The sequence below is a fragment of the Cellulomonas denverensis genome (assembly GCF_012396125.1).
GTDB classification, from domain to species: Bacteria; Actinomycetota; Actinomycetes; order Actinomycetales; family Cellulomonadaceae; genus Cellulomonas; species Cellulomonas denverensis.
Map to the genome: position 1 here is coordinate 110382 of NZ_JAAXOX010000008.1, position 20796 is coordinate 131177.

General features: G+C 72.4%; 16 protein-coding genes and 1 tRNA gene. 10 read left to right on the forward strand and 7 right to left on the reverse strand.

Translation table 11 applies throughout. From position 1 onward, the window contains the following. Positions 1-58: 58 nt before the first annotated feature. Positions 59-1312: a PucR family transcriptional regulator gene (locus HGA03_RS13920; protein ID WP_239073600.1), complete on the reverse strand. Its 1254-nt coding sequence runs from the start codon at positions 1310-1312 to the stop codon at positions 59-61. 112 nt (positions 1313-1424) lie between these two features. On the opposite strand from HGA03_RS13920, the gene HGA03_RS13925 reads away from it, so the two are divergent. Then, on the forward strand, positions 1425-2162 hold the full coding sequence (locus tag HGA03_RS13925; protein ID WP_168630892.1) for a hypothetical protein: 738 nt from the start codon (positions 1425-1427) through the stop codon (positions 2160-2162). Between the two features lie 434 nt (positions 2163-2596). Here HGA03_RS13925 and aceE read toward each other — a convergent pair whose 3' ends face one another. After that, on the reverse strand, positions 2597-5341 hold the full coding sequence (aceE, locus tag HGA03_RS13930) for a pyruvate dehydrogenase (acetyl-transferring), homodimeric type (RefSeq protein ID WP_168630893.1): 2745 nt from the start codon (positions 5339-5341) through the stop codon (positions 2597-2599). 356 nt (positions 5342-5697) lie between these two features. On the opposite strand from aceE, the gene HGA03_RS19080 reads away from it, so the two are divergent. From HGA03_RS19080 to HGA03_RS13950, 4 genes are all read left to right on the forward strand, one after another. Then, positions 5698-6117 (forward strand): DUF3052 domain-containing protein, encoded by a 420-nt coding sequence (locus tag HGA03_RS19080; protein WP_239073599.1) that lies wholly within the window; start codon positions 5698-5700, stop codon positions 6115-6117. A 2-nt stretch (positions 6118-6119) separates the two neighbouring features. Continuing rightward, complete coding sequence (locus tag HGA03_RS13940; protein ID WP_203767477.1) at positions 6120-6602, forward strand: redoxin domain-containing protein; 483 nt, start codon at positions 6120-6122, stop codon at positions 6600-6602. Between the two features lie 44 nt (positions 6603-6646). Further along, positions 6647-6720, forward strand: a tRNA-Val gene (locus HGA03_RS13945). A gap of 78 nt (positions 6721-6798) precedes the next feature. Then, positions 6799-7158 carry a RidA family protein gene (locus HGA03_RS13950; protein ID WP_168630895.1) on the forward strand — a complete coding sequence of 120 codons (360 nt, stop codon included), beginning with the start codon at positions 6799-6801 and terminating at the stop codon, positions 7156-7158. An 11-nt stretch (positions 7159-7169) separates the two neighbouring features. Here the strand turns inward: HGA03_RS13950 and HGA03_RS13955 are convergent, their stop codons facing one another. From HGA03_RS13955 to map, 5 genes are all read right to left on the reverse strand, one after another. Further along, positions 7170-7703: a ClbS/DfsB family four-helix bundle protein gene (locus HGA03_RS13955; protein ID WP_168630896.1), complete on the reverse strand. Its 534-nt coding sequence runs from the start codon at positions 7701-7703 to the stop codon at positions 7170-7172. A gap of 39 nt (positions 7704-7742) precedes the next feature. Then, entirely contained in the window at positions 7743-9203 is a 1461-nt protein-coding gene (locus HGA03_RS13960) for a bifunctional phosphatase PAP2/diacylglycerol kinase family protein (RefSeq protein WP_168630897.1), read from the reverse strand. Positions 9204-9211: 8 nt separating this feature from the next. Next, positions 9212-9793: a hypothetical protein gene (locus tag HGA03_RS13965; RefSeq protein WP_168630812.1), complete on the reverse strand. Its 582-nt coding sequence runs from the start codon at positions 9791-9793 to the stop codon at positions 9212-9214. Next, positions 9790-10881, reverse strand: a complete 1092-nt coding sequence (locus HGA03_RS13970; RefSeq protein ID WP_168630898.1) for an ABC transporter substrate-binding protein — start codon at positions 10879-10881, stop codon at positions 9790-9792. Before HGA03_RS13970 ends, HGA03_RS13965 begins: the two co-directional genes overlap by 4 nt. 78 nt (positions 10882-10959) lie before the next feature. Continuing rightward, entirely contained in the window at positions 10960-11730 is a 771-nt protein-coding gene (gene map, locus HGA03_RS13975) for a type I methionyl aminopeptidase (protein ID WP_168630899.1), read from the reverse strand. A 70-nt stretch (positions 11731-11800) separates the two neighbouring features. On the opposite strand from map, the gene HGA03_RS13980 reads away from it, so the two are divergent. The 5 genes from HGA03_RS13980 to HGA03_RS14000 all read left to right on the forward strand — a co-directional run bounded on the left by HGA03_RS13980 (position 11801) and on the right by HGA03_RS14000 (position 20785). Beyond that, complete coding sequence (locus tag HGA03_RS13980; protein ID WP_168630900.1) at positions 11801-12064, forward strand: helix-turn-helix transcriptional regulator; 264 nt, start codon at positions 11801-11803, stop codon at positions 12062-12064. 400 nt (positions 12065-12464) lie between these two features. Next, positions 12465-14843, forward strand: a complete 2379-nt coding sequence (locus tag HGA03_RS13985) for a glycoside hydrolase family 3 N-terminal domain-containing protein (protein WP_168630901.1) — start codon at positions 12465-12467, stop codon at positions 14841-14843. Between the two features lie 106 nt (positions 14844-14949). Next, positions 14950-15363: a hypothetical protein gene (locus HGA03_RS13990; RefSeq protein WP_168630902.1), complete on the forward strand. Its 414-nt coding sequence runs from the start codon at positions 14950-14952 to the stop codon at positions 15361-15363. Further along, on the forward strand, positions 15363-18305 hold the full coding sequence (locus tag HGA03_RS13995) for a beta-glucosidase (protein ID WP_168630903.1): 2943 nt from the start codon (positions 15363-15365) through the stop codon (positions 18303-18305). Before HGA03_RS13990 ends, HGA03_RS13995 begins: the two co-directional genes overlap by 1 nt. An 83-nt stretch (positions 18306-18388) precedes the next feature. Continuing rightward, positions 18389-20785, forward strand: a complete 2397-nt coding sequence (locus tag HGA03_RS14000) for a glycoside hydrolase family 3 C-terminal domain-containing protein (RefSeq protein ID WP_168630904.1) — start codon at positions 18389-18391, stop codon at positions 20783-20785. The last annotated feature ends 11 nt before the right edge of the window (positions 20786-20796 follow it).

A 20796-nucleotide genomic window follows, 5' to 3' on the forward strand; every position in this document is an offset into this window, starting at 1 on the left:
GGACACGACCCGCACCAAGCTGTCGGCGGGGGATTGTGTGCCTCCCACAAAGCCGCGGTCAGCCCGGACGGTGGTCCAACCGGCCGACCGCCAGCGCGGTCTGCAGCACGAACGCCTCCCGGGGGTCCAGCGGATCCCAGCCGGTGACCTCGGCGACCCGGCGCAGGCGGTACCGCACGGTGTTCGGGTGCACGTACAGCGTCCGGGCGGCGGCCTCCAGCGAGCGTCCCGCCCCGACATAGGCGCCCAGGGTCTCCAGCAGCGACCCGGTGCTGGCCAGCAGCGGGAGGTACGCCTGCTCGATCAGCACCACCCGGGCCGCCGGGTCGCCGACCAGCACCCGCTCGGGCAGCAGGTCGTTCGCCGCCACCGGCCGCGGGGCCTGCGGCCAGGCGGGCACCGCGACCAGCCCGGCCAGCGCCGACCGGGCGGAGCGTGCCGCGTCGGCCAGATCATCGCCGATCGGCCCGAAGATCACCGGGCCCGGCCCGAACCGTGGCAGCAGCGACTCCGCCGCCGCCCGCAGGTCACCGGTGCCGCCCAGGAAGATCACCAGCCGCTCGCCCTGGATGCCGACCAGCGCATCGTCCGCCGCTCGCCGGGTCGCCCGCCGCAGCTCTGAGGTTCGCACGTCGTCCAGCGGTTCGCCGGTGGTGCCGACCACCACCATGGTGTGCCCGCGACCGCTCCAGCCGAGGGCGGCCACCCGCGACCGCAGCGAGTCGTCGACGTCCCCGCGCAGCAGCGCGTCCACCACCAGCGCCTCCAGCCGGGCATCCCACGCGCCGCGGATCTCCGCCGCCCGGGCGTAGACCTCCGCGGCCGAGAACGCCACCTCCCGCGAGTAGCGCAGCACGGCCTCCAGCAGGTCACGCTCCGCCCCGGGTGCCGCCAGCTTCTCCGCATGCGCCTCCACCACGTCCACCACCACCCGGACCAGCTGCAGGGTGTGCTGCAGCGAGATCGACCGGGTCAGCTCCGGCGGGGCGGTGGCGAAGATCTCGCCCACCCCGTGCGGCGGCTTGGACGGGTCGGCGAACCAGGTGACGAAGGCGGTGATACCGGCCTGGGCGACCAGTCCGACCCAGGACCGGTCGTCGGCCGGCAACGCGCGGTACCAGTCCAGGTCCTCGTCCAGCCGGCGCATCGCCGCGGCGGCCAACACCCCGGAACCGTCCCGCAGCCGGCGCAGCGTCTCCCCGTTGGAGGCGTCCGGGGCGGTGGCGATGCGGCCCGCACGGGTCCGGTTGCGCGCGGGGGAGACCCCCGCCTCGACGTCACCGGCAGCGCTCGGACGGACGGAATCTGGCATGGGGCCGAGCATACGGGTCGGTTGTGGACAATCCACAAAGGACGCGGACCGAACGCCCGGACTTCGCCCGGTTCACGGGGCCCGCCGCCGTCGATGCCGATAGTGTCGCGTCATGGCTCTGCTGCCCCGACTCCGCCGGCTGCTCGGCCGCCCCGCGTCCACGAGCCGGGTCGGCGCCCGCCGTCCCGGCTCCAGCCGACACGGTGATGTCCCCCAGGAGGACGCCCTCCGCGCCGCCCTCGGTGACGACCCCAACGATGAGCGCGCGTTCGCCGCCCTGGCCGAGATCGTCCGCCGGCACGCCGTCACCGGCACCGGCGACGACCCGCTGACCGCCGACGCCGAGGACACCGGCCCGGACGGTGCCCCGGCCGACCCGGACGCCGGCGACGCCCTGCGCGCCGCCCAGGCCGAACGCCAGCGCGCCGCCGACCTGGCCGTCTGGGCGCTGGGTGAGGAACTGTCCGGCAACCCGCGCGCCTGGTACCCCCTGGTCGAGGTCGCCCGGCTCTCGGTCCGCGACGACCTGGAGGGCACGCTCCGCCGCCTGACCACCGCCGCCGAGCGCGACCCCTCCGGCAAGGCACTGGTCGCCGGTCTGCGCCTGCTGCGCGAGGCCGGGCTGCCGGTCGAGGCGCTCAACCTCGGCACCGGCCACTGGCACCCCCGCGAGCACGACCCCGAGGTCGGCCGCCAGCTGGTGCTCGCCGCGGTCGAGGCCGACCGCCCGCTGGACGCGAAGCAGCACCTGGCCTCGCTGGATCTGGCCCCGCACCCCGCCCGCACCGCGGCGATGCGCGAGGAACTGGCCGCCCTGGTCGCCCGCGCCGAGGACCAGCCCCAGAGCTGACCGCCCCTGGCCGCGCGGTGCGTGCGCGGCCGGCCCGGTCGCCGAGGGCGCAGCTCCGGTTGCCCGACAGGCGACCCGACCGCCGCGAACAGCGCCCTCGGCGCGCCGTTCCCCGCGACTGGGAAACGAGCCCCGCCGAGGGCCTGCCGTGCGGGCCGCTCCGCACGAGTGCGAAGAACACGCCGAACGCGATCCGATTCGTTCGGCGTGTTCTTCGCATTCGACGCGCGCGCTGCCTGGCCGGCCCGGTCGCCGAGGGCGCAGCTCCGGGTGGCCAGCGCGCCGTCAGACCACCGTGAACTGCGCCCTCGGCGCGCGCCGGACCTGGGAGGTGACCCGCGGGCGGCCCGAGCCGGGCGGACGCTGCGCCGCGCATGCGAGAGGCCCCGCATCCGGGCGGATGCGGGGCCTCTGGCCATGCGGGGGTCAGCCGGTCAGGCGTCGCCGCCCGCGTTGCCGGAGGTGCCGGCGTTCACGTCGTGCAGGCGGTACTGCTCGATCGCGCGGGCCGGGGCGTCCGCGTCGACCTTGCCCTCGCGGGCGAGCTGCTGCAGCACCCGGACCACGGTGGACGGGCCGTCGATCTTGAAGTGACGACGCGCCGCCGCGCGGGTGTCGGAGAAGCCGAAACCGTCCGCACCGAGGGTGGCGTACCGGCCGGGGATCCACTCGCGCACCTGGTCGGCCACGAGGTGGTCGTAGTCGGTGGTGGCGACGAACGGGCCCTCGGCGTCCTGGAGCTTGCGGGTCAGGTACGGGACCTGCACCTCGGCACCGGGGTTGAGGAAGGCGTGCTGGTCGGCGGCCAGGGCCTCGCGACGCAGCTCGGACCAGCTGGTGACCGACCAGACCGCGGCGTTCACGCCCCAGTCCTCGGCGAGCAGCTGCTTGGCCTCCAGAGCCCACGGCACCGCCACACCGGAGGCGAGGATCTGGGCCTTGACGCCCTCGCCCTCGGCCGGGGACAGCAGGTAGATGCCCTTGAGGATGCCGTCGACGTCCACGTTCTCCGGCTCGGCCGGCTGGACGATCGGCTCGTTGTACACCGTGAGGTAGTACATGACATCCGGGTCGCGGGGGTCGTCCTGGCCGTACATCCGCTGGATGCCGTCCCGGACGATGTGCCGGATCTCGTAGCCGTAGGCCGGGTCGTAGTGCACGACGTGCGGCATGGTCCCGGCGATCAGCGGGGAGTGCCCGTCGGCGTGCTGCAGGCCCTCACCGGTCAGGGTGGTGCGGCCGGCGGTGGCGCCGATCAGGAAGCCGCGGGCCATCTGGTCCCCGGCCGCCCAGAACTGGTCGGCGGTGCGCTGGAACCCGAACATCGAGTAGTAGAAGTAGAACGGGATCAGCGGCTCGCCGTGGGTGGCGTAGGACGTGCCGACCGACTGGAACGCGGCCGCGGAACCGGCCTCGTTGATGCCGGTGTGCATGATCTGGCCGGACTCGGACTCCTTGTAGGAGAGCATCAGGTCGCGGTCGACCGCCAGGTAGTTCTGGCCGTTGGTGTTGAAGATCTTCGCGCTGGGGAAGATCGAGTCCAGGCCGAAGGTACGCGCCTCGTCCGGGATGACCGGGACCAGCCGCTTGCCGAACTCCTTGTCCTTGACCAGGTCCTTGAACAGCCGGACCAGGGCCATGGTGGTGGCGACCTCCTGGTGACCGGAGCCCTTCTTGAGCAGCTCGTAGGCCTTCTCACCGGGCAGGGTCAGCGGGGTGTGCTTGGTCCGGCGCTCCGGGACGTAGCCGCCCAGGGCCCGGCGGCGCTCCTGCATGTACTGGATCGCCGGGTCGTCCTGGCCGGGGTGGTAGTACGGCGGCAGGTACGGGTTCTCGTCGATCTGCTCGTCGCTGATCGGGATGTGCAGCGAGTCGCGCAGGGTCTTCAGCTCGTCCGCCTTGAGCTTCTTCATCTGGTGCGTGGCGTTGCGGCCGGCGAAGCCCGAGCCCAGGCCGTAGCCCTTGACGGTGTGCGCCAGGATCACGGTCGGCTGGCCGGTGTGCTCGCGGGCGGCCTTGTACGCGGCGAAGATCTTGCGGTAGTCGTGGCCACCGCGCTTCATCGCCCAGATCTCGTCGTCGGTCATCTTCTCGACCAGCGCCTTGGTGCGCGGGTCGCGGCCGAAGAAGTGCTCGCGGATGAACGCGCCGTTCTCCGCACGGTAGGTCTGGTAGTCGCCGTCGGGGGTCTCACCCATCAGGTGGACCAGCGCACGGTCCTTGTCGGCGTTGAGCAGGGCGTCCCACTCGCGGCCCCAGATCACCTTGATCACGTTCCAGCCCGCGCCGCGGAACTGCGCCTCGAGCTCCTGGATGATCTTGCCGTTGCCGCGCACCGGGCCGTCGAGGCGCTGCAGGTTGCAGTTCACCACGAAGGTCAGGTTGTCCAGGCCCTGCTGGGCGGCGTGCTGGAGCATGCCGCGGGACTCCGGCTCGTCCATCTCGCCGTCGCCGAGGAACGCCCAGACGTCCTGCTGGCTGGTGTCCTTGATCCCGCGCAGGTGCAGGTAGCGGTTGGTCCACGCCTGGTAGATCGCCGACGCCGGGCCCAGGCCCATCGACACGGTCGGGAACTCCCAGAAGTCCGGCATCAGCCGCGGGTGCGGGTAGGACGGCAGGCCGCCACCCGGGTGCGACATCTCCTGGCGGAAGCCGTCGAGCTGGTGCTCGGTCAGCCGGCCCTCCAGGTATGCGCGGGAGTAGACGCCGGGGGAGGCGTGACCCTGGAAGTAGATCTGGTCGCCGCCGCCGGGGTGGTCCTTGCCGCGGAAGAAGTGGTTCAGGCCGACCTCGTACAGCGTCGACACCGAGGCGTAGGACGAGATGTGCCCGCCGACCGCCACACCGGGCCGCTGTGCCCGGGTCACCATCACCGCGGCGTTCCAGCGGTTCCAGGAGCGGTACTTGCGCTCCAGGACCTCGTCGCCGGGGAAGTACGGCTCGTCGTGCACACCGATGGTGTTCACGTAGGGGGTGTTGAGCTCCTGCGGGATGCTGACGTTGCGCTCACGTGCGCGCTTCAGCATGTTCAGCAGCACGTACCGCGCCCGCGGCCCGCCCTTGTCGTCGATGAGTCCGTCGATGGACTCGACCCACTCCGAGGTCTCCTCGGGGTCGACATCCGGTACCTGGCTCAGCAGGCCGTTGATGAGCGGCCCGCGCCCGTCATTGGAAGCCACCAGTGCTCCTCGTCTCTCCACGCTGTGCGGGCCGGTCGGCCCCGATGCGCATCTCGGCCCGCGCCGGACATGTCAGGTCTGTCGTCAGGAGGACGGCTGGCGCGGGTGCACCCATTCTGTTCCGTCTCTGGGTCGAAAGTCTCCCTGTCCGGCGGACCGGAGGCGTGATGTCCGTGACAATCGACCCGATCGGGGGTGGCCCTGGTCACGTTTGTCCACAGCTCGCCGCAGCGGGCACATGGTCCCCAGCCTGCCCTGCCACCACGCGCGCGAGGGTCCCGGTGGGCTACCGTTCGGTGATCGAGCGAGCGCACCGCCCACCCGGGGTGGTGTCCGACGGAAGGAACAGGCGGGACGTGGCGACCAGCACGGGCGACGCCCCTCAGGGGGCTGGCCGACTCGGGTACACCACCGGACAGGTGGTCCAGGAGTTCGGTTATGACGACGACGTGGACGAGGCGCTCCGCTCCGGACTGGAGGAGATCACCGGCTCCGCCCTCGTCGACGAGGACTACGACGACGTGGTCGACGGCGTGATCATCTGGCACCGGGACGACGACGGCGACCTCGCCGACACCCTGGTGGACGCGCTGACCGTCCTGGACGACGGCGGTCTGATCTGGGTGTTCACCCCGAAGCCGGGCCGGTCCGGCCACGTGGGCCACGACGACATCCAGGAGGCCGGCACCACCGCCGGCCTGCACGCCACCAGCACGTTCTCCATCGCGGACGACTGGTCGGCCACCCGGATGGGTTCCCGCGGCCGCGGACGCTGAGCATGGACGGCAGCGACACGCCCGGGATGCTCACCACCGGTGAGACGCCCCGGCAGGTGCCGCTGACCGAGCACACCGGTCGCCAGGTCACCCTCGGTGGCCCGGCCGCACGCCCGGTGCTGGCGGTGTTCGTGCCGTTCGCGTTCTCCCCGGTGTGCAGCGACGAGCTGTCCCGGCTGAACACCGTGCTGCCGGAGCTGACCGCCGCGGCCGATGTGGTCGCGGTGTCCTGCGACCCGGTGGCCTCACTGCGGGCCTGGGCCGACCACGACGGTCTCGGCTTCCCGCTGCTGTCCGACTTCTGGCCGCACGGTGCTGCCGCCCAGACGTACGGGGTGTTCGACCCGGAGCAGGGCCACGCCCGGCGGGCCAGCGTGCTGCTGGACACCGAGGGCGTGATCCGGTGGACGACGCTCTCGCCGGCCGGGAAGGGCCGGGACCCGCAGCTGTATCTGGCGGCGGTGGGCCGGCTGGTCGGTGGGTGACCTCGCGTCCCCGGCGTCCCGGGTAGGCTGACGCACCCCACGAGGGGCCTGTAGCTCAGTTGGTCAGAGCGCCGCGCTTACACCGCGGAGGTCGCCGGTTCGAGCCCGGCCGGGCCCACCCAGAGGCCTCCGTGAGCCCTGATCCGCGCGCGACCACCAGGGGGATCGTGTCGGACCCCGTCGCTACGTTGCCCCCATGAGCGACATCATCAGACACGAGATCATCGAGGAATGGGCGCACGCGGGCGTGGTCGAGGCCGGTGGCTTCGTCTTCGTCTCCTACTGCGTGGGCAACACCGAGGGCACCACTTCCGAGCAGGTGCACGGTGCCCTGGACAACCTGGAGGCACGGCTGACCTCGATCGGCATGAGCCTGGCCGACGTGGTGAAGGTGGACGCGCTGTTCGCCGACGTCTGGGAGATCCCGGCGATGGAGGAGGCGTTCCGGGTCCGGTTCACCGCGGGCTACCCGGCACGCAAGTCGATCCAGACCGTGTTCGCGCACGAGGGCCTGCGGTTCCAGCTGGACGCGATCGCCCGCCGCCCGCAGGACTGACCGGGTCGTGGTCAGCGGCCCCGGAGTGCCCGGCGGATCTTCTTGATCGCCCAGTCGCTGTGGCTGGGACTGGCCGAGATCAGGTAGCTGGCCAGGTGCGTGCTGCCGGTCCACGGGAAGTGCTTCTTCTCGAACAGCTCCTGCTCGCTGAACGACTCGGCGAGGGCGAGCAGCTCCGCGTGGCTGGCCCGGGCCTGGTCGGCCGCCTCGCGGTAGGAGCTGTCCCGGTGGGCCGTGCGGATCGCGGCGTTCAGCTCGCCGTAGTTCGCCCAGGTGTACGGCGGTGGCAGGAACGGGCGCGGGTCGCCGCCCAGGTTCGCGGCGACCCAGTCCAGGGCCAGGCGGTGCCAGGCGTGCAGGTGCACCAGCACGTCGTGCAGATCGGTGTCGCGGGACCAATGCGCCTCGGTGAGCTTCGGGTCACCGCCGAAGTCGAGGACCAGCGCCTCGGGTCCGCCCGGGATGGTGTCGATGGTCTGCCAGAGGGCGGCCCACCGGTCCCGGGTGGCGGCGATCAGCTCGGTCTTGGTGGTCGGCCTGGGCATGCGGTCACGGTAGCGCCGGTGCCACCCGCGCCGCGCCGGTCAGGGCGCGTACACCCGCACCCGCCGGTCCCGCACCGTGAGCGTCACGTCCGCGCCGTCCGGGACGTCCACCAGTTCGCCGTCCACCGCGACCTGCTGCGCACCTGCCAGCCGCAGGGTGCGCAGCCCGCGCCGCCGGGCCACCCCGGGGATCCGCACGGTCCACTCCCCGCCGGAGGTCCCGGCACCGAACAACCAGCCGTCCAGGGTGTGGCTGCCGGGCACCCGGCGGCCGGGCAGCGGGGCACCGGGTTCGCCGTAGTCGCCGTTCCCGACGAACAGGGTCAGCGCGGTGACCGGCTCGCCGTCGACCGTCCACCGGGTCCGCCGGGCGCGGGTCAGTTCGGTCGCCCCGGCGGCCAGGGCGGCCACCGGCTTGGGCAGGCGGTGCAGCGCGTGGTCGCGCCGGTCGACCAGCTCCGGGTAGACGCCGGTGGAGAAGGTGTTGAGCATCGGCACCCGGGTGTCGCCGACCCGGACCTCGGCCAGGCTGACCGCGCGGCCGCCCCCACCGCGCAGCGCGATCAGGGCGTCCGCGGCGCCGTCGATGCCGAGCGCCTTGGCGAAGTGGTTGAACGTGCCGTGCGGTGCGACGAAGAACGGGATGTCGTGGTCGGCGGCGACTGCGGCGGCCACCCCGAGCGTGCCGTCACCGCCGGCGGCCCCGATCGCGGCGTACCGGCCGGAGCGCGCCGCCTCGGTCAGCAGGGCCTCGGCATCGTCGTCGTCGGCCAGGGTGTGCACGTGGGCGCGCGGGATCCGGTCCAGGAACTCGCGCAGGATCAGGTCCTCGATCCGGGCGGCCGGTCCGGCGCTGGGCCCGGAGTGCGGGTTGACGATCAGGTACAGGCCGTCGCCGTCCGGGAGCGCGGGCAGCTCGACCCGCTCGCTGCCACCCCGGTGCCGCTGCTCGATCCGCCGCCGCACGGTGTCCACCGCGACCGCGCTGCCGGCCCCGATCGCCGCCCCGCCGATCACGTCGGACAGCCAATGCGCCCCGACGTGCAGCCGGGAGAACGCGACCGCGCCCGCGAGTGGGGCCACCGCGGCGCCCCGGGCGGGGGAGACCAAGGTGGTGGCGGTGGCGAAGGCCACGGCGTTCGCGGTGTGCCCGGAGGGCCAGGAGGCCGACCGCGGGGTGGTCGCCAGTCGCCGGGACGCCCGGGAGGGCTGGAACACCCCGGTCGGCCGGGAGGTGTGCAGCAGGGGCTTGGCGATCAGGTTCGCGACCAGCGCCGCCCCGCCGAGCGAGAGCATGCCGGTGACCGCCGCCTTGCGGCCCTTCACCCCCGTGAGCGCGAGCCCGGCCGCCACCCCCCACCACAGCCCGCCGCCGTTGGCCGCCTCGGTCAGGTTCCGCAGCGCCCGGTCGGTCGCCGGTGAGGAGGGTGCCGCCGCGATCCTGCGGCCGACCCGCTGGTCGAGGCGACGGATCCAGCCGGGACGGGTCTCGTGGGTCACCCGACGAGTCAACCACCCAGCAGCGACCCCGCGCGCGGCTCCGCTGTCTCCAGCGCGCACAGCACCTGATCCGCGACACCGTCGGTCAGCAGGTTCGGCGGGACGTACAGCGCGGGGCCGGCGTCGGGCACGTCCACGTACTCGGTCCACACCGTCAGCACGCAGTCCTCCAGCGAGAAGTCGGCCGCCGCCGATCCGGCCGGGTCCTCGGCGGGGACCAGGTCCGGGTCGATCGGCGCCGGGTCGCGCAGCGGGACACTCGACACCAGTTGGCCGTGGTGCGGTGCGGCGCAGTCGACGAACCGGACGTGCGCCATGCCCCAGGTGGCCGCGCGGGTGCTGAGCAGGTAGCAGTCGCCGATGGTGGCGTCCTGGGCGGAGGTGGGCGCGTCGGTGATCAGGCCGGTCGGACCGGTGGTCTGCTCGCTCGGGGTCGCGGTGGGGCTCGGGGCCGGGGTGGCGGTCGGGCTCGGGGTGGCCCGCGGTGCCGCCGCCGGCTCCGCGCCGGACCGGGCGACCAGCAGCAGCACCGCCAGCGCCAACACCAGCACGGTGCCGCCGAAGGCGATCAGGAACGGGCGGGCGGTCATGGCTGCTCCAGGGAGCTCAGGGTGGCGACCGCGTCCAGGAACGCCTGTGCGGTGCCGGTGTCGAGGGCGGCGGTGATCAACTCGCGCAGGGCGGTGTCAGTCCGGTCGGTGGTCGGCAGCGCCCGGTACTCCGGCACGGCGGCGGCCTCCGCGGTCAGCACCTCCGCGCCGGGCCGGTCCGCGATCAACTCCGGCAGCAGGTCCAGGTCGGCGGGCACGATGCCGTCCTCGGCGACCAGCAGGGTGGCGCCCTCCGGGTTGGCGTTCATCCAGACCAGGAACCGGGCGGCCTGTTCGCGGTGGGCGCTCGCGGTGGTGATCGCGGTGGCGCTGCCGCCCCGGTTGGCGCCCACCGGGTCGCCGGGGGTCCACCGGGGCAGCGGTGCGATCGCCCAGCCCGCCGGTGGCCGGTCGGTGATCGCGGTGACGGCGGCCGGGTCGCCGGGGTCGGGCCCGACCACGCCCGCGGCGACCAGGTCGCCCCAGTACCCGGCGACCCGGCGGGCAGGTTCGTCGTCCCAGGACCGGGCGCCCGCCTGGGCGGTCAGACCGGCGAACCAGGCCGGGTCGTCGGCGGGCAGTCCGGCGAGCAGCAGGCCGGGATCCGCGGCGTGCAGGTCCCGGCCGAGATCGGCGTACTCCTGCCAGGTCGACGGCACCGGCAGTCCCAGGCCGGCGAGCACCTCGGGCCGGTAGGCGAGCACCAGCGGGTGGGTGTCCTGGGGCACGGCGTAGGTTGCGGTGCCGCCGAGGGTGACCGCCTGCCAGGTGCCGTCGGCGTAGCGCAGCGGGAGGTCGTAGTCGATCAGCCCGGTCAGGTCGGTCAGGGTGCCGTCGTCGACCAGGGTGGGCAGCGCGTGCAGGTCGACCTGCACCAGATCGGCGGGGTCGGCCTCCGGGCGGTACTCGACCTGGATGTCCGGGTGCACGGCGTTCCAGGCGATCACCGCCTGCTCCGCCCCCGGGGAACTGGCGGCGTACACCAGGGTGACCGGGGTGGGGGTGGGCAGCGGGGTGGCCGGGGCCGCGCACCCGCACAGGGCCGCCGCCAGCAGGGCGAGGGCGGCACGGCGGGCACGGGGCGGCACGGTCACTCCGGGGTCGGGGATGCCAGTGTCGCCCGCCCGGTGGTGCGCACGGTCCGGTCGGCGGCGAGTGCGTAGGGGTCAGGGCGCCAGGGTGAGGATCTCCGCGCCGTCCTCGGTGATCAGGACGGTGTGCTCGCTGTGCGCGGTCCGGGCGCCGGTGGCGCTGCGCAGCGTCCAGCCGTCCGCGTCGGTGACCAGCTCGTCGGTGTCCGCCATGATCCACGGCTCCAGTGCGAGCAGCAGGCCGGGGCGCAGGGTGTAGCCGCGGCCCGGGCGGCCGTCGTTGGAGATGTGCGGGTCCTGGTGCATGGTCGACCCGACCCCGTGGCCGCCGAACTCCAGGTTGATCGGGTAGCCCGCGGCGGTGAGCACCTGGCCGATCGCGTGCGACAGGTCGCCGATCCGGGCGCCGGGCCGGGCGGCGGCGATCCCGGCGGCCAGGGCGCGCTCGGTGGCGTCGATCAGGTCCAGGTCGGCCTGCGAGCCGCGCCCGCCGACCACGAAGCTGATCGCCGAGTCCGCCACGATGCCGTCCAGCGACACCGCCAGGTCCAGGGTGAGCAGGTCGCCGTCGGCCAGCCGGTAGTCATGCGGCTTGCCGTGCAGCACCGCGTCGTTCACCGAGGTGCAGATGTAGTGCCCGAACGGCCCGTCGCCGAAGGAGGGCGCGTAGTCGACGTAGCAGGACACCGCGCCGGCCTCGACGATCATGTCCCGGGTCCAGCGGTCGATCTCCAGCAGGTTGGTCCCGGCGGTGGCGCGGGCCTTCATGGTCTGCAGGATGCGCGCGACCAGGGCGCCGGTGGCCCGGGCACGGGGGAGCTCGCTGGGGCTGAGGATCTCGATCATGGGGTGCCTTCTCGCAACGGGGGCCCAACACCTATCCCGGGAAGATTATCCCGGTATTACTATCGGCGTCATGGTCCGCCTCCCGCTCACCGCCGACGACCTGGAACGGGGTCGCCGTCTGGGCGCCGTGCTGCGCCGGGCCCGGGGTGAGCGGTCGATGCTGAGTGTCGCTCTGGACGCCGGGGTCTCGCCGGAGACCCTGCGCAAGATCGAGACCGGCCGGGTCGCCACCCCCGCCTTCCCCACCATCGCCGCGATCGCCGCCGTGCTCGGCCTGTCGCTGGACGACCTCTGGGCCGAGGCCTGCACCGCCCCCACCCGCATCGCCTCCTGAGCCCCGCGCGCTCGGCGCGCTCGGCGCGCGAGTTCGGCACTCCGGCATCGACCTCGTCGACGGGGCTACCGACCTCGGAGCACCAGTCACGAACTCGGCCAGGGAGGGCTGCCGACCCCGGCGCGCAGGTCACGAATCCGGCCGGGCGGGTGGCCCGTTCGTGACCGTCCCGTGACCTCGCCGACCGGTTGTCCGGCCTGGGCGACGGTCCATCCGAGACCGCCCGGAACGCCCGCGCCGCCGACCTAGCGTGACGAACGCGGCCACCCGGACCAGGACGTCCCGGGCCGCATCAGGTCAGTTCGGCGCGCTGGATCGCGCGGGAGCCGGCGGCCGCCCCAGCGTCGGGGCCGACCGCGACGACCGCGGGCAGCTCGCCGCGAGACGACAAGGAAGGTCAATGAAGACGAGGACGACGACCTACGCCAAGGGCGTGGCAGTGGTCACCGGTGTGGCCCTGTTCGCGCTGACGGCCTGCACCTCCGGTGACCCCGAGGACCAGAGCTCCAACTCCGACAGCTTCACCACCCGTGAGGTCAGCGACGGCACGACCGACTTCGTCGTGGTGACCAACCCCGGCGACGGCCCGGTGCTGTCCTACGGCGCGGACAGCGGCATCGAGCTACTGACCGAGACCGAGGACGGCCTGGAGTACGCCTTCAAGGACATGAACGGCAACGGTGAGCTGGACGTCTGGGAGGACTGGCGGGTGGCGGCCGAGGACCGTGCCGCCGACCTGGCCGGGCAGCTGTCCATCGAGCAGATCGCCGGGCTGATGCTGTTCAGCTCGCACGAGCGTTCGCCCGCGGACGGGATCACCGACGCCCAGAAGGAGTACATGGAGCAGTCCCGGCTGCGCAATGTGCTCAACGCCGGCCCGAACGACGTCGAGGCGAATGTCACCTGGTCCAACCAGCTGCAGGCCTTCGCCGAGTCGCTGGCCACCGAGGACGAGCCCTACGTGCCGGTGAACTTCAGCTCCGATCCGCGCTCGGGCGCCGAGAGCGGCGGGGACTACAACGCCTCCGGCGACATCTCCCGCTGGCCGTCCAATCTCGGCCTGGCGGCGACCTTCGACACCGAGACCATGACCGCCTTCGCCACCGCGGTGTCGGCGGAGTACCGGGCGCTGGGCATCGGCACCGCGCTCAGCCCGCAGATCGACCTGGCCACCGACCCGCGCTGGCTGCGGGTGTCCGGCACCTTCGGGGAGAACGTCGAGCTGGCGACCGAGATGGCCCAGGCCTACGTCGAGGGCTTCCAGGCCACGCCGGACGCCGAGGGCTGGGGCGACGAGTCGGTGAACGCGATGATCAAGCACTGGGCCGGTGACGGTCCGGGCGAGGGTGGTCGTGAGTCGCACACCGAGGCCGGCAAGTACGGCGTCTACCCGGGCGACAACTTCGACGCGCACGCCGAGGTCTTCCTCGGCGCGATGGACGCGGCCGCGGTGATGACCGCCTACTCGATCGCGCTGGACGGTGAGGGGCAGCCGCTCGGCGGCGGCGACCGGATGGGCTCGGCCTACGACAGCTACCGGACCGACCTGCTGCGGCAGAACTTCTCCGGCGTGGTCGTCACCGACTGGGCCGTGACCGCCGGTGGCAGCACCGACCCGGAGGCGATGATCGGCACCTCCTGGGGCGCGGACGACCTGACGGTGGCCGAGCGCCACTACGAGATCCTGCAGAACGGCGTCGACATGTTCGGCGGCAACAACGCGGTCGAGCCGGTGCTCGAGGCCTACGACATGTGGCAGGCCGACTTCGAGGCCGGGAACACCGACGTGGACGCCGACACCCGGTTCGCCGAGTCCGGCACCCGGATCCTGGCGATGCTGTTCCAGCCCGGCCTGTACGAGAACGCCTACCTGGACCTGGACGAGTCGCAGGAGATCGTGGCCAGCCAGGACAAGATGGACGCCGGCTACCAGGCGCAGCTCGACTCGGTGGTGATGCTGAAGAACGAGGACGGCACCATCGCCGCCGCCGAGGCCGGCGACTGGTCGGACAAGACGGTCTACATCCCGCGCAACTACGACACCGGCCAGGCCGGCCTGTTCGGCCCCGGGGAGTACACCGAGGGTGAGGGCCTGACCGCGGAGATCGCCGAGGAGTACTTCGGCACCGTGGTCACCGACGAGGCCGAGACCGACGCCGACGGCCAGGTGATCAGCTACACCGCCCCCGACCTGTCCGACGTGGACCTGGTGCTGGTCGGGATGGACAGCCCGAACAGCGGCGCCGTGTTCGCCAACTCCGGCCACGACGAGGAGACCGGCGAGTGGTACCCGCTGTCCCTGCAGTACCGGCCCTACACCGCCGACGGGGAGAACGTGCGCCAGGTGTCCATCTCCGGTGACCTGCTGCCCGACGGCACGCAGGAGAACCGGTCCTACTACGGCAACACCTCGCGGGTGTCGAACGAGTCCGACCTGGACGCCTTCGAGCGTGCGGTGGCGGCGGTCGAGGCCAGCGGCAAGGACATCCCGGTGATCACCGTGCTGCGGGCGAACAACCCGACCGTCCCGGCCGAGTTCGAGGCCCGGTCGGACGCGATCCTGGTCGGCTTCGGGGTGAGCGACCAGGCGCTGATCGAGACCGCGATCGGCCTGAACGAGCCGCAGGGCCGGCTGCCGATCGCCTTCCCGGCCTCGATGGACGCGGTGGAGAAGCAGCTGGAGGACGTCCAGGAGGACACCGAGCCCTACGTCGACTCGGCCGGCAACTCCTACCTGTTCGGCTTCGGCCTGAACTACTCCGGTCCGATCTCGGACTGACCCGGCAGTACCCACCCCGCGGCGGACCGGACGACCCGGCCGCCGCGGGGTGGGCCGGCCGCGGGGTGGGCCCGGGGCCAGCAACTCATCAAGGAGCGAAGTAGACGTGAAGACCAACAAGGTCCTGACCACCGGCCTCGGCATCATGGTCGCCCTCACCGGCGCGTTCGGGCTGACCGCCTGCGGCAGCGACTCCGGCGACGGCGGCGGGACGTCCCAGAACCAGGCGGCGTCGGAGTCCGACATCGCCGAGGATCTGGAGAATGCCCGCACCGCCGTGGCCGACGCCCTGGCCGAGGACGACTCCTGGAACCAGATCATGCTGGCCAGCGACGTCACCGCCCCGACCGTGAAGTACGGCCTTCTGGTGGTGCCCTACAGCTTCTCCGAGGCGGCCTCCCGGATCCAGGGCACGGTGAACATCTCGGACGGGAAGTTCACCATCGACGGTGACTCGGCCGAGACCGGCACCACCTGGCAGATCGACCAGGACGGCGTGATCACCGAGGTCGCCGACTGATGAACGAGGCCCGCGTGAAGAAGCGCATGTCGAACAAGAAGTACCTGGCGATCTGGGTGCCGGTGCTGGCCGTGGTGACCCTGGTCGCCGTGGTGGCCAACGTCGCCCTGGTCGTCGCGGGCGGCTGGGTCGCCTCGCAGTTCGGGTCCGGGACCTACACCTTCACCAACGCCGAGGAGTCGGCGGGCTGGGACACCGAGTACTACACCGCCGACTACGGCAGCATCGAGGAGGTCGACGCCGCCGCCGAGGCGCTGGTGGAGGAGATCTCCGGCGCCGGCATCGTGCTGGCCAAGAACGAGGCCGCTGCCCTGCCGCTGGCCGCCGGGGCGAAGGTGACCATGCTGGGTCGCGCCGCCGCCGACCCGGTGTACGGCGGTGCCGGGTCCGGTTCGGTCGACACGACGTCGGCGGTGAACGCCCGGGTCGGCCTGGAGAACGCCGGCTTCGAGGTCAACGACGCCGTCTACACCGCCATCGAGACCTTCGCCGGGAAGAACCCGCGCGGGCACATCGAGATGGACAACCCGGAGGCGTCGTCGTACACCATCGGTGAGCTGCCGGTGGCCGAGTACCAGGCCCAGCAGTCCACCTTCGCCGACTACGCCGACGCCGCGGTGATCTACCTCGGCCGTCCCGGCGGTGAGGGTGGCGACCTGGCCACCGACATGGCGGGCTGGGACGACAACTACGTCGAGGGCCAGCACCAGCTGGAGCTGAACCAGGACGAGAAGGACCTGGTGGAGCTGGCCAAGGACAACTTCGACACCGTCGTGGTGGTGATCAACGCCTCCACCACGATGGAGCTCGGCCTGCTGCAGGACGACGCCGGGGTGGACGCGATCCTGCTCGCCGGGTCGCCGGGCGCCACCGGGCTGAACGCGCTGGGCCGGATCCTGTCCGGGGACATCAACCCCTCCGGCCGGACCGCGGACGTCTGGGCCGCCGACTTCACTGCGGACCCGACCTTCGTGAACTTCGGTGACTTCCAGTACGAGAACCTGTCGGTGTCCTACCCGGTGTCCGCGGTCGAGTCCGCGACCTCCAACGCCACCGTCACCGACGAGGCGACGTTCGTGAACTATGCGGAGGGCATCTACATCGGCTACCGCTACTACGAGACCGCGGCGGCCGAGGGCTTCCTGGACTACGACCAGGCGGTGGTCTACCCCTTCGGCCACGGCCTGAGCTACACCGGCTTCGACTGGCAGGTCACCGGCACCGAGCTGGGCGCGGTGGACGGCACCATCGCGGTCACCGTCCAGGTCACCAACACCGGTGACGTGGCCGGCAAGGACGTGGTGCAGCTGTACTACACCGCGCCGTACACCCCGGGCGGGATCGAGAAGTCCGAGGTCGTGCTCGGCGCCTTCGCCAAGACCGGCCTGATCGAGCCGGGCGCCAGCGAGTCCGTGACCCTGGAGCTCGGCGTCGAGGACATGGCGTCCTACGACTACCTGGGCGAGCAGGCGTACGTGCTCGAGGCCGGCGACTACGCGATCTCGCTCCGCACCGACTCGCACACCGTCGCCGCGGGCACCGAGCCGATCACCTACACCGTCGACTCCGACGTGGTGTACTCCGGCGACAACCACCGCTCCACCGACCTCGCCGAGGTCACCAACCAGTTCGACGACGTCTCGGCGCAGTTCAGCACCGAGCCGGAGGACGGCAAGATCCTGTCGATGTCCCGCGCGGACTTCGCCGGTACCTTCCCGACCGCGCCGGCCGGCGACCAGCTGGTGGCGAGCGATGCGGTGGCCGAGGGCTTCGCGGCCTGGGACTACGACGCCGTCGCGGACGCGTTCGAGGGCGACATGCCCACGACCGGCGCCAGCACCGAGCTGTCGCTGATCGACCTGCGCGGGCTGCCCAAGGACGACCCGCAGTGGGACGAGCTGCTGGACTCGCTGAGCGTCGGCGACATGACCGACATGCTGCTGAACGGCGCCTACCAGACCGCCGCGATCGGCTCGATCGGCAAGCCGCAGACCACCGAGCCGGACGGCCCGGCCGGGTTCTCCTCGTTCATCAACTCCTCGATCAACGGCGTGGCCTACCCGTCGGAGTTCCTGATCGCGCAGACCTGGGACGTCGACCTGGGCCGGGCGATGGGGGAGATGCTCGGCAACGAGGCGATGTTCAAGGACATCAACGGCTGGTACGCCCCGGCGGCCAACCTGCACCGCTCGCCGTTCGCGGGCCGCAACTTCGAGTACTACTCGGAGGACCCGTTCCTGTCCGGCGCGATGATGACCGCGGTGGCCAACGGCGCCGCGACCAAGGGGGTCTACACCACCCTCAAGCACTTCGCGCTGAACGACCAGGAGACCAACCGGGTCAACAACGGCATCGCCACCTGGGCCACCGAGCAGACCATCCGTGAGCTCTACCTCAAGCCGTTCGAGATGGCCGTCAAGAACATCTCGATGGAGGTCCCGTACCTCGCCGACGACCAGGGCACGATCGAGACGACCACGGTCGGCTCCACCGGGATCATGAGCTCGTTCAACCGGATCGGCGCCACCTGGGCCGGCGGCTCCGAGGCGCTGATGACGGACGTGCTGCGCGGGGAGTGGGGCTTCGAGGGCTTCGCCATCTCGGACTTCAACCTCTACCCGTACATGAACCCGAACCAGGGGATCAGCGCCGGCACGGACCTGACGCTCACCTTCCAGCCGTCGAAGTCCTTCGGGGACACCTCGTCGGCGAAGGCGGTCACGGACATCCGGGACGCGACCCACCACATCCTGTTCACGGTCGCGAACTCCAACGCGATGAACGGGCTGGCCCCGGGCGCCACGGTGTCCTACACCCCGCCGACCTGGGTCTACCTGCAGATCGGGATCACCGCGCTGGTCGGCGTCCTGGTGCTGGCCGCGGTCGTGATGGTGGTCCGCCGGGTTCGCCGGGTCCGCAGCGGCGAGCCCGCCGCGGACTGATCGCCCCGCCCCGCCGGGCCGACGGAGCCCACCTCCGCCCGGCGGGGCGGCACCCGGGACCACTCAGCGACGAGGAGAGCACGTTGTCCACCACTCAGAGCCTGACCCTGCTGGAGAAGGCCGCGCTGCTGACCGGCAAGACGGTCTGGCAGACCCATGACCTGCCCCGGCACGGGGTGCGGTCGCTGTGGCTCGCCGACGGCCCGCACGGGGTGCGCAAGCAGGTCGGATCGGCCGATCACCTGGGGTTGAACGCCTCCGAGCCGGCCACCTGTTTCCCGACCGCCGCCGCGGTGGCCGCGAGCTGGGACGTCGAGCTGGCCGAGCGGATCGGTGCCGCACTGGGCGCCGAGGCCGCCGCGCAGGGGGTCGACGTGCTGCTCGGGCCCGGGCTGAACATCAAGCGCTCGCCGCTGGGCGGGCGCAACTTCGAGTACTTCTCCGAGGACCCGCTGCTGTCCGGGAAACTGGCCGCCGGCTACGTCCGGGGCATCCAGTCCCAGGGGGTGGCGGCCTGCCCGAAGCACTACGCGGCGAACTCCCAGGAGCTACGCCGGATGGTGTCGGACTCGGTGCTGGACCAGCGCACGCTGCGGGAGATCTACCTGGCCGGCTTCGAGATCGTGGTGCGTGAGGGCCGGCCGCGGGCACTGATGAGCGCCTACAACCTGGTCAACGGGGTGTACGCGCACGAGGACCCGTTCCTGCTGGACACCGTGCTGCGCCAGGAGTGGGGCTTCGACGGGGCGGTGGTCTCGGACTGGGGCGGGTCGAACGACGTGGTCGCCGCGGTCCGGGCCGGCGGGACGCTGGAGATGCCCGCCGCCGGGCTGGACTCGGTGCGGCAGATCGTCGCGGCGGTCCAGGACGGCCGGCTCACCGAGGCCGAGGTGGACGCCCGGGCCGAGGAGGTGCTCCGGCTGGTCGCCGGCGCCCGGCCGGATCCGGCACCCGCCCCGGACCCGGACGCCCAGCACGCGCTGGCCCGGGAGGCCGCCGCGCGCTGCGCCGTGCTGCTCAAGAATGCCGGCGACCTGCTGCCACTGGCCGCCGGGGCGCGGGTGGCGGTGGTCGGCGACTTCGCCTTCACCCCCCGCTACCAGGGCGCGGGGTCCTCGGTGGTCAACCCGACCCGGCTGGACAGTGTCACCGACCTGATCGGCGGCACCGGGCTGGACGTGGTGGCCCAGGCGCGCGGCTTCCGGCGGGACGGGGTGCCCGACGCCGCGCTCCGGGACGAAGCCGTGCGCGCCGCCCGGGACGCCGATGTGGTGCTGCTGTTCCTCGGCCTGCCGGAGATCACCGAGTCCGAGGGGATCGACCGCTCCGACCTGCAGCTGCCCGCGACCCAGATCGCCCTGCTGTCCGCGGTGGCGGCGGCCAACCCGCGGGTGGTGGTGGTGCTGGCCGGCGGCGGCGTGGTCGAGACCCCGTGGCTGGACCAGTGCCAGGCCCTGCTGCACGGTTCGCTGGCCGGCCAGGCCGGTGCGGGCGGGCTGATCGACGTCCTGACCGGGGCGGTGAACCCCTCCGGGCGGCTGGCCGAGACGGTGCCGCCGGCGCTCGCGGACACCCCGGCGGCGGCGATCTTCCCGGCCACCGGCCGCACCGCCGAGTACCGGGAGGGCCTGTACGTCGGCTACCGCTTCCACACCACCGCCGGGGTGCCGGTGGCCTTCCCGTTCGGCTTCGGGCTGTCGTACACCCGGTTCGAGCTGAGCGACCTGGCGGCGACCCCGGAATCGGCCACCGTCACCGTGACCAACACCGGCGACCGGGACGGGGCGCATGTCGTCCAGGTCTACGTCCACCGGCTCGATCCCGGCGTGCACCGGCCCACCCGCACCCTGGCCGGGTTCGCCCGGGTCGAGCTGGCGGCGGGGGAGTCCCGCCGGGTCCGGGTCGAGCTGGCGTCCTTCCGGCACTGGGATGTGGCGACCGGGGCGTGGCAGGTGGAGTCCGGCTCCTGGCAGGTGCTGGCCGGGTCGCATGTGGACGACCTGCCGCTGTCCGCGACCGTCGAGGTCACCGGCACCGTGCCGCCCCGGACCGAGGACCTGCCGGAGTGTTACCGCACCGGACAGGTCCAGCAGGTCACGGACCAGGACTTCGCTGCGTTGCTCGGCCGCCCGCTCCCGCCCGCCGATCGCTCCGGACCGCTCGGGCCGAACGACCCGCTGTCCGCGATGGCCGGGGCCCGGTCGCCACTGGCCCGGCTGGCTTTCCGGATCCTGGACTCCCGCCGCCGCGCCGCCGAGCGCAAGGGCGCCCCGGACCTGAACATCCTGTTCCTGCTCAACATGCCGTTCCGGGCGATCGGGAAGATGACCAACGGGATGGTCAGCACCGACATGGTCGCCGGGATCGTCCGAGTGGTGAACGGGCACTTCTTCACCGGCATGCGGTCCCTGGTGGCCGCCCACTTCCGCAACCGGCGCGCCAACCGCGCCACCGCCCGCGCACTGCGTGGCGAGAGCTGAAACGAGTCATC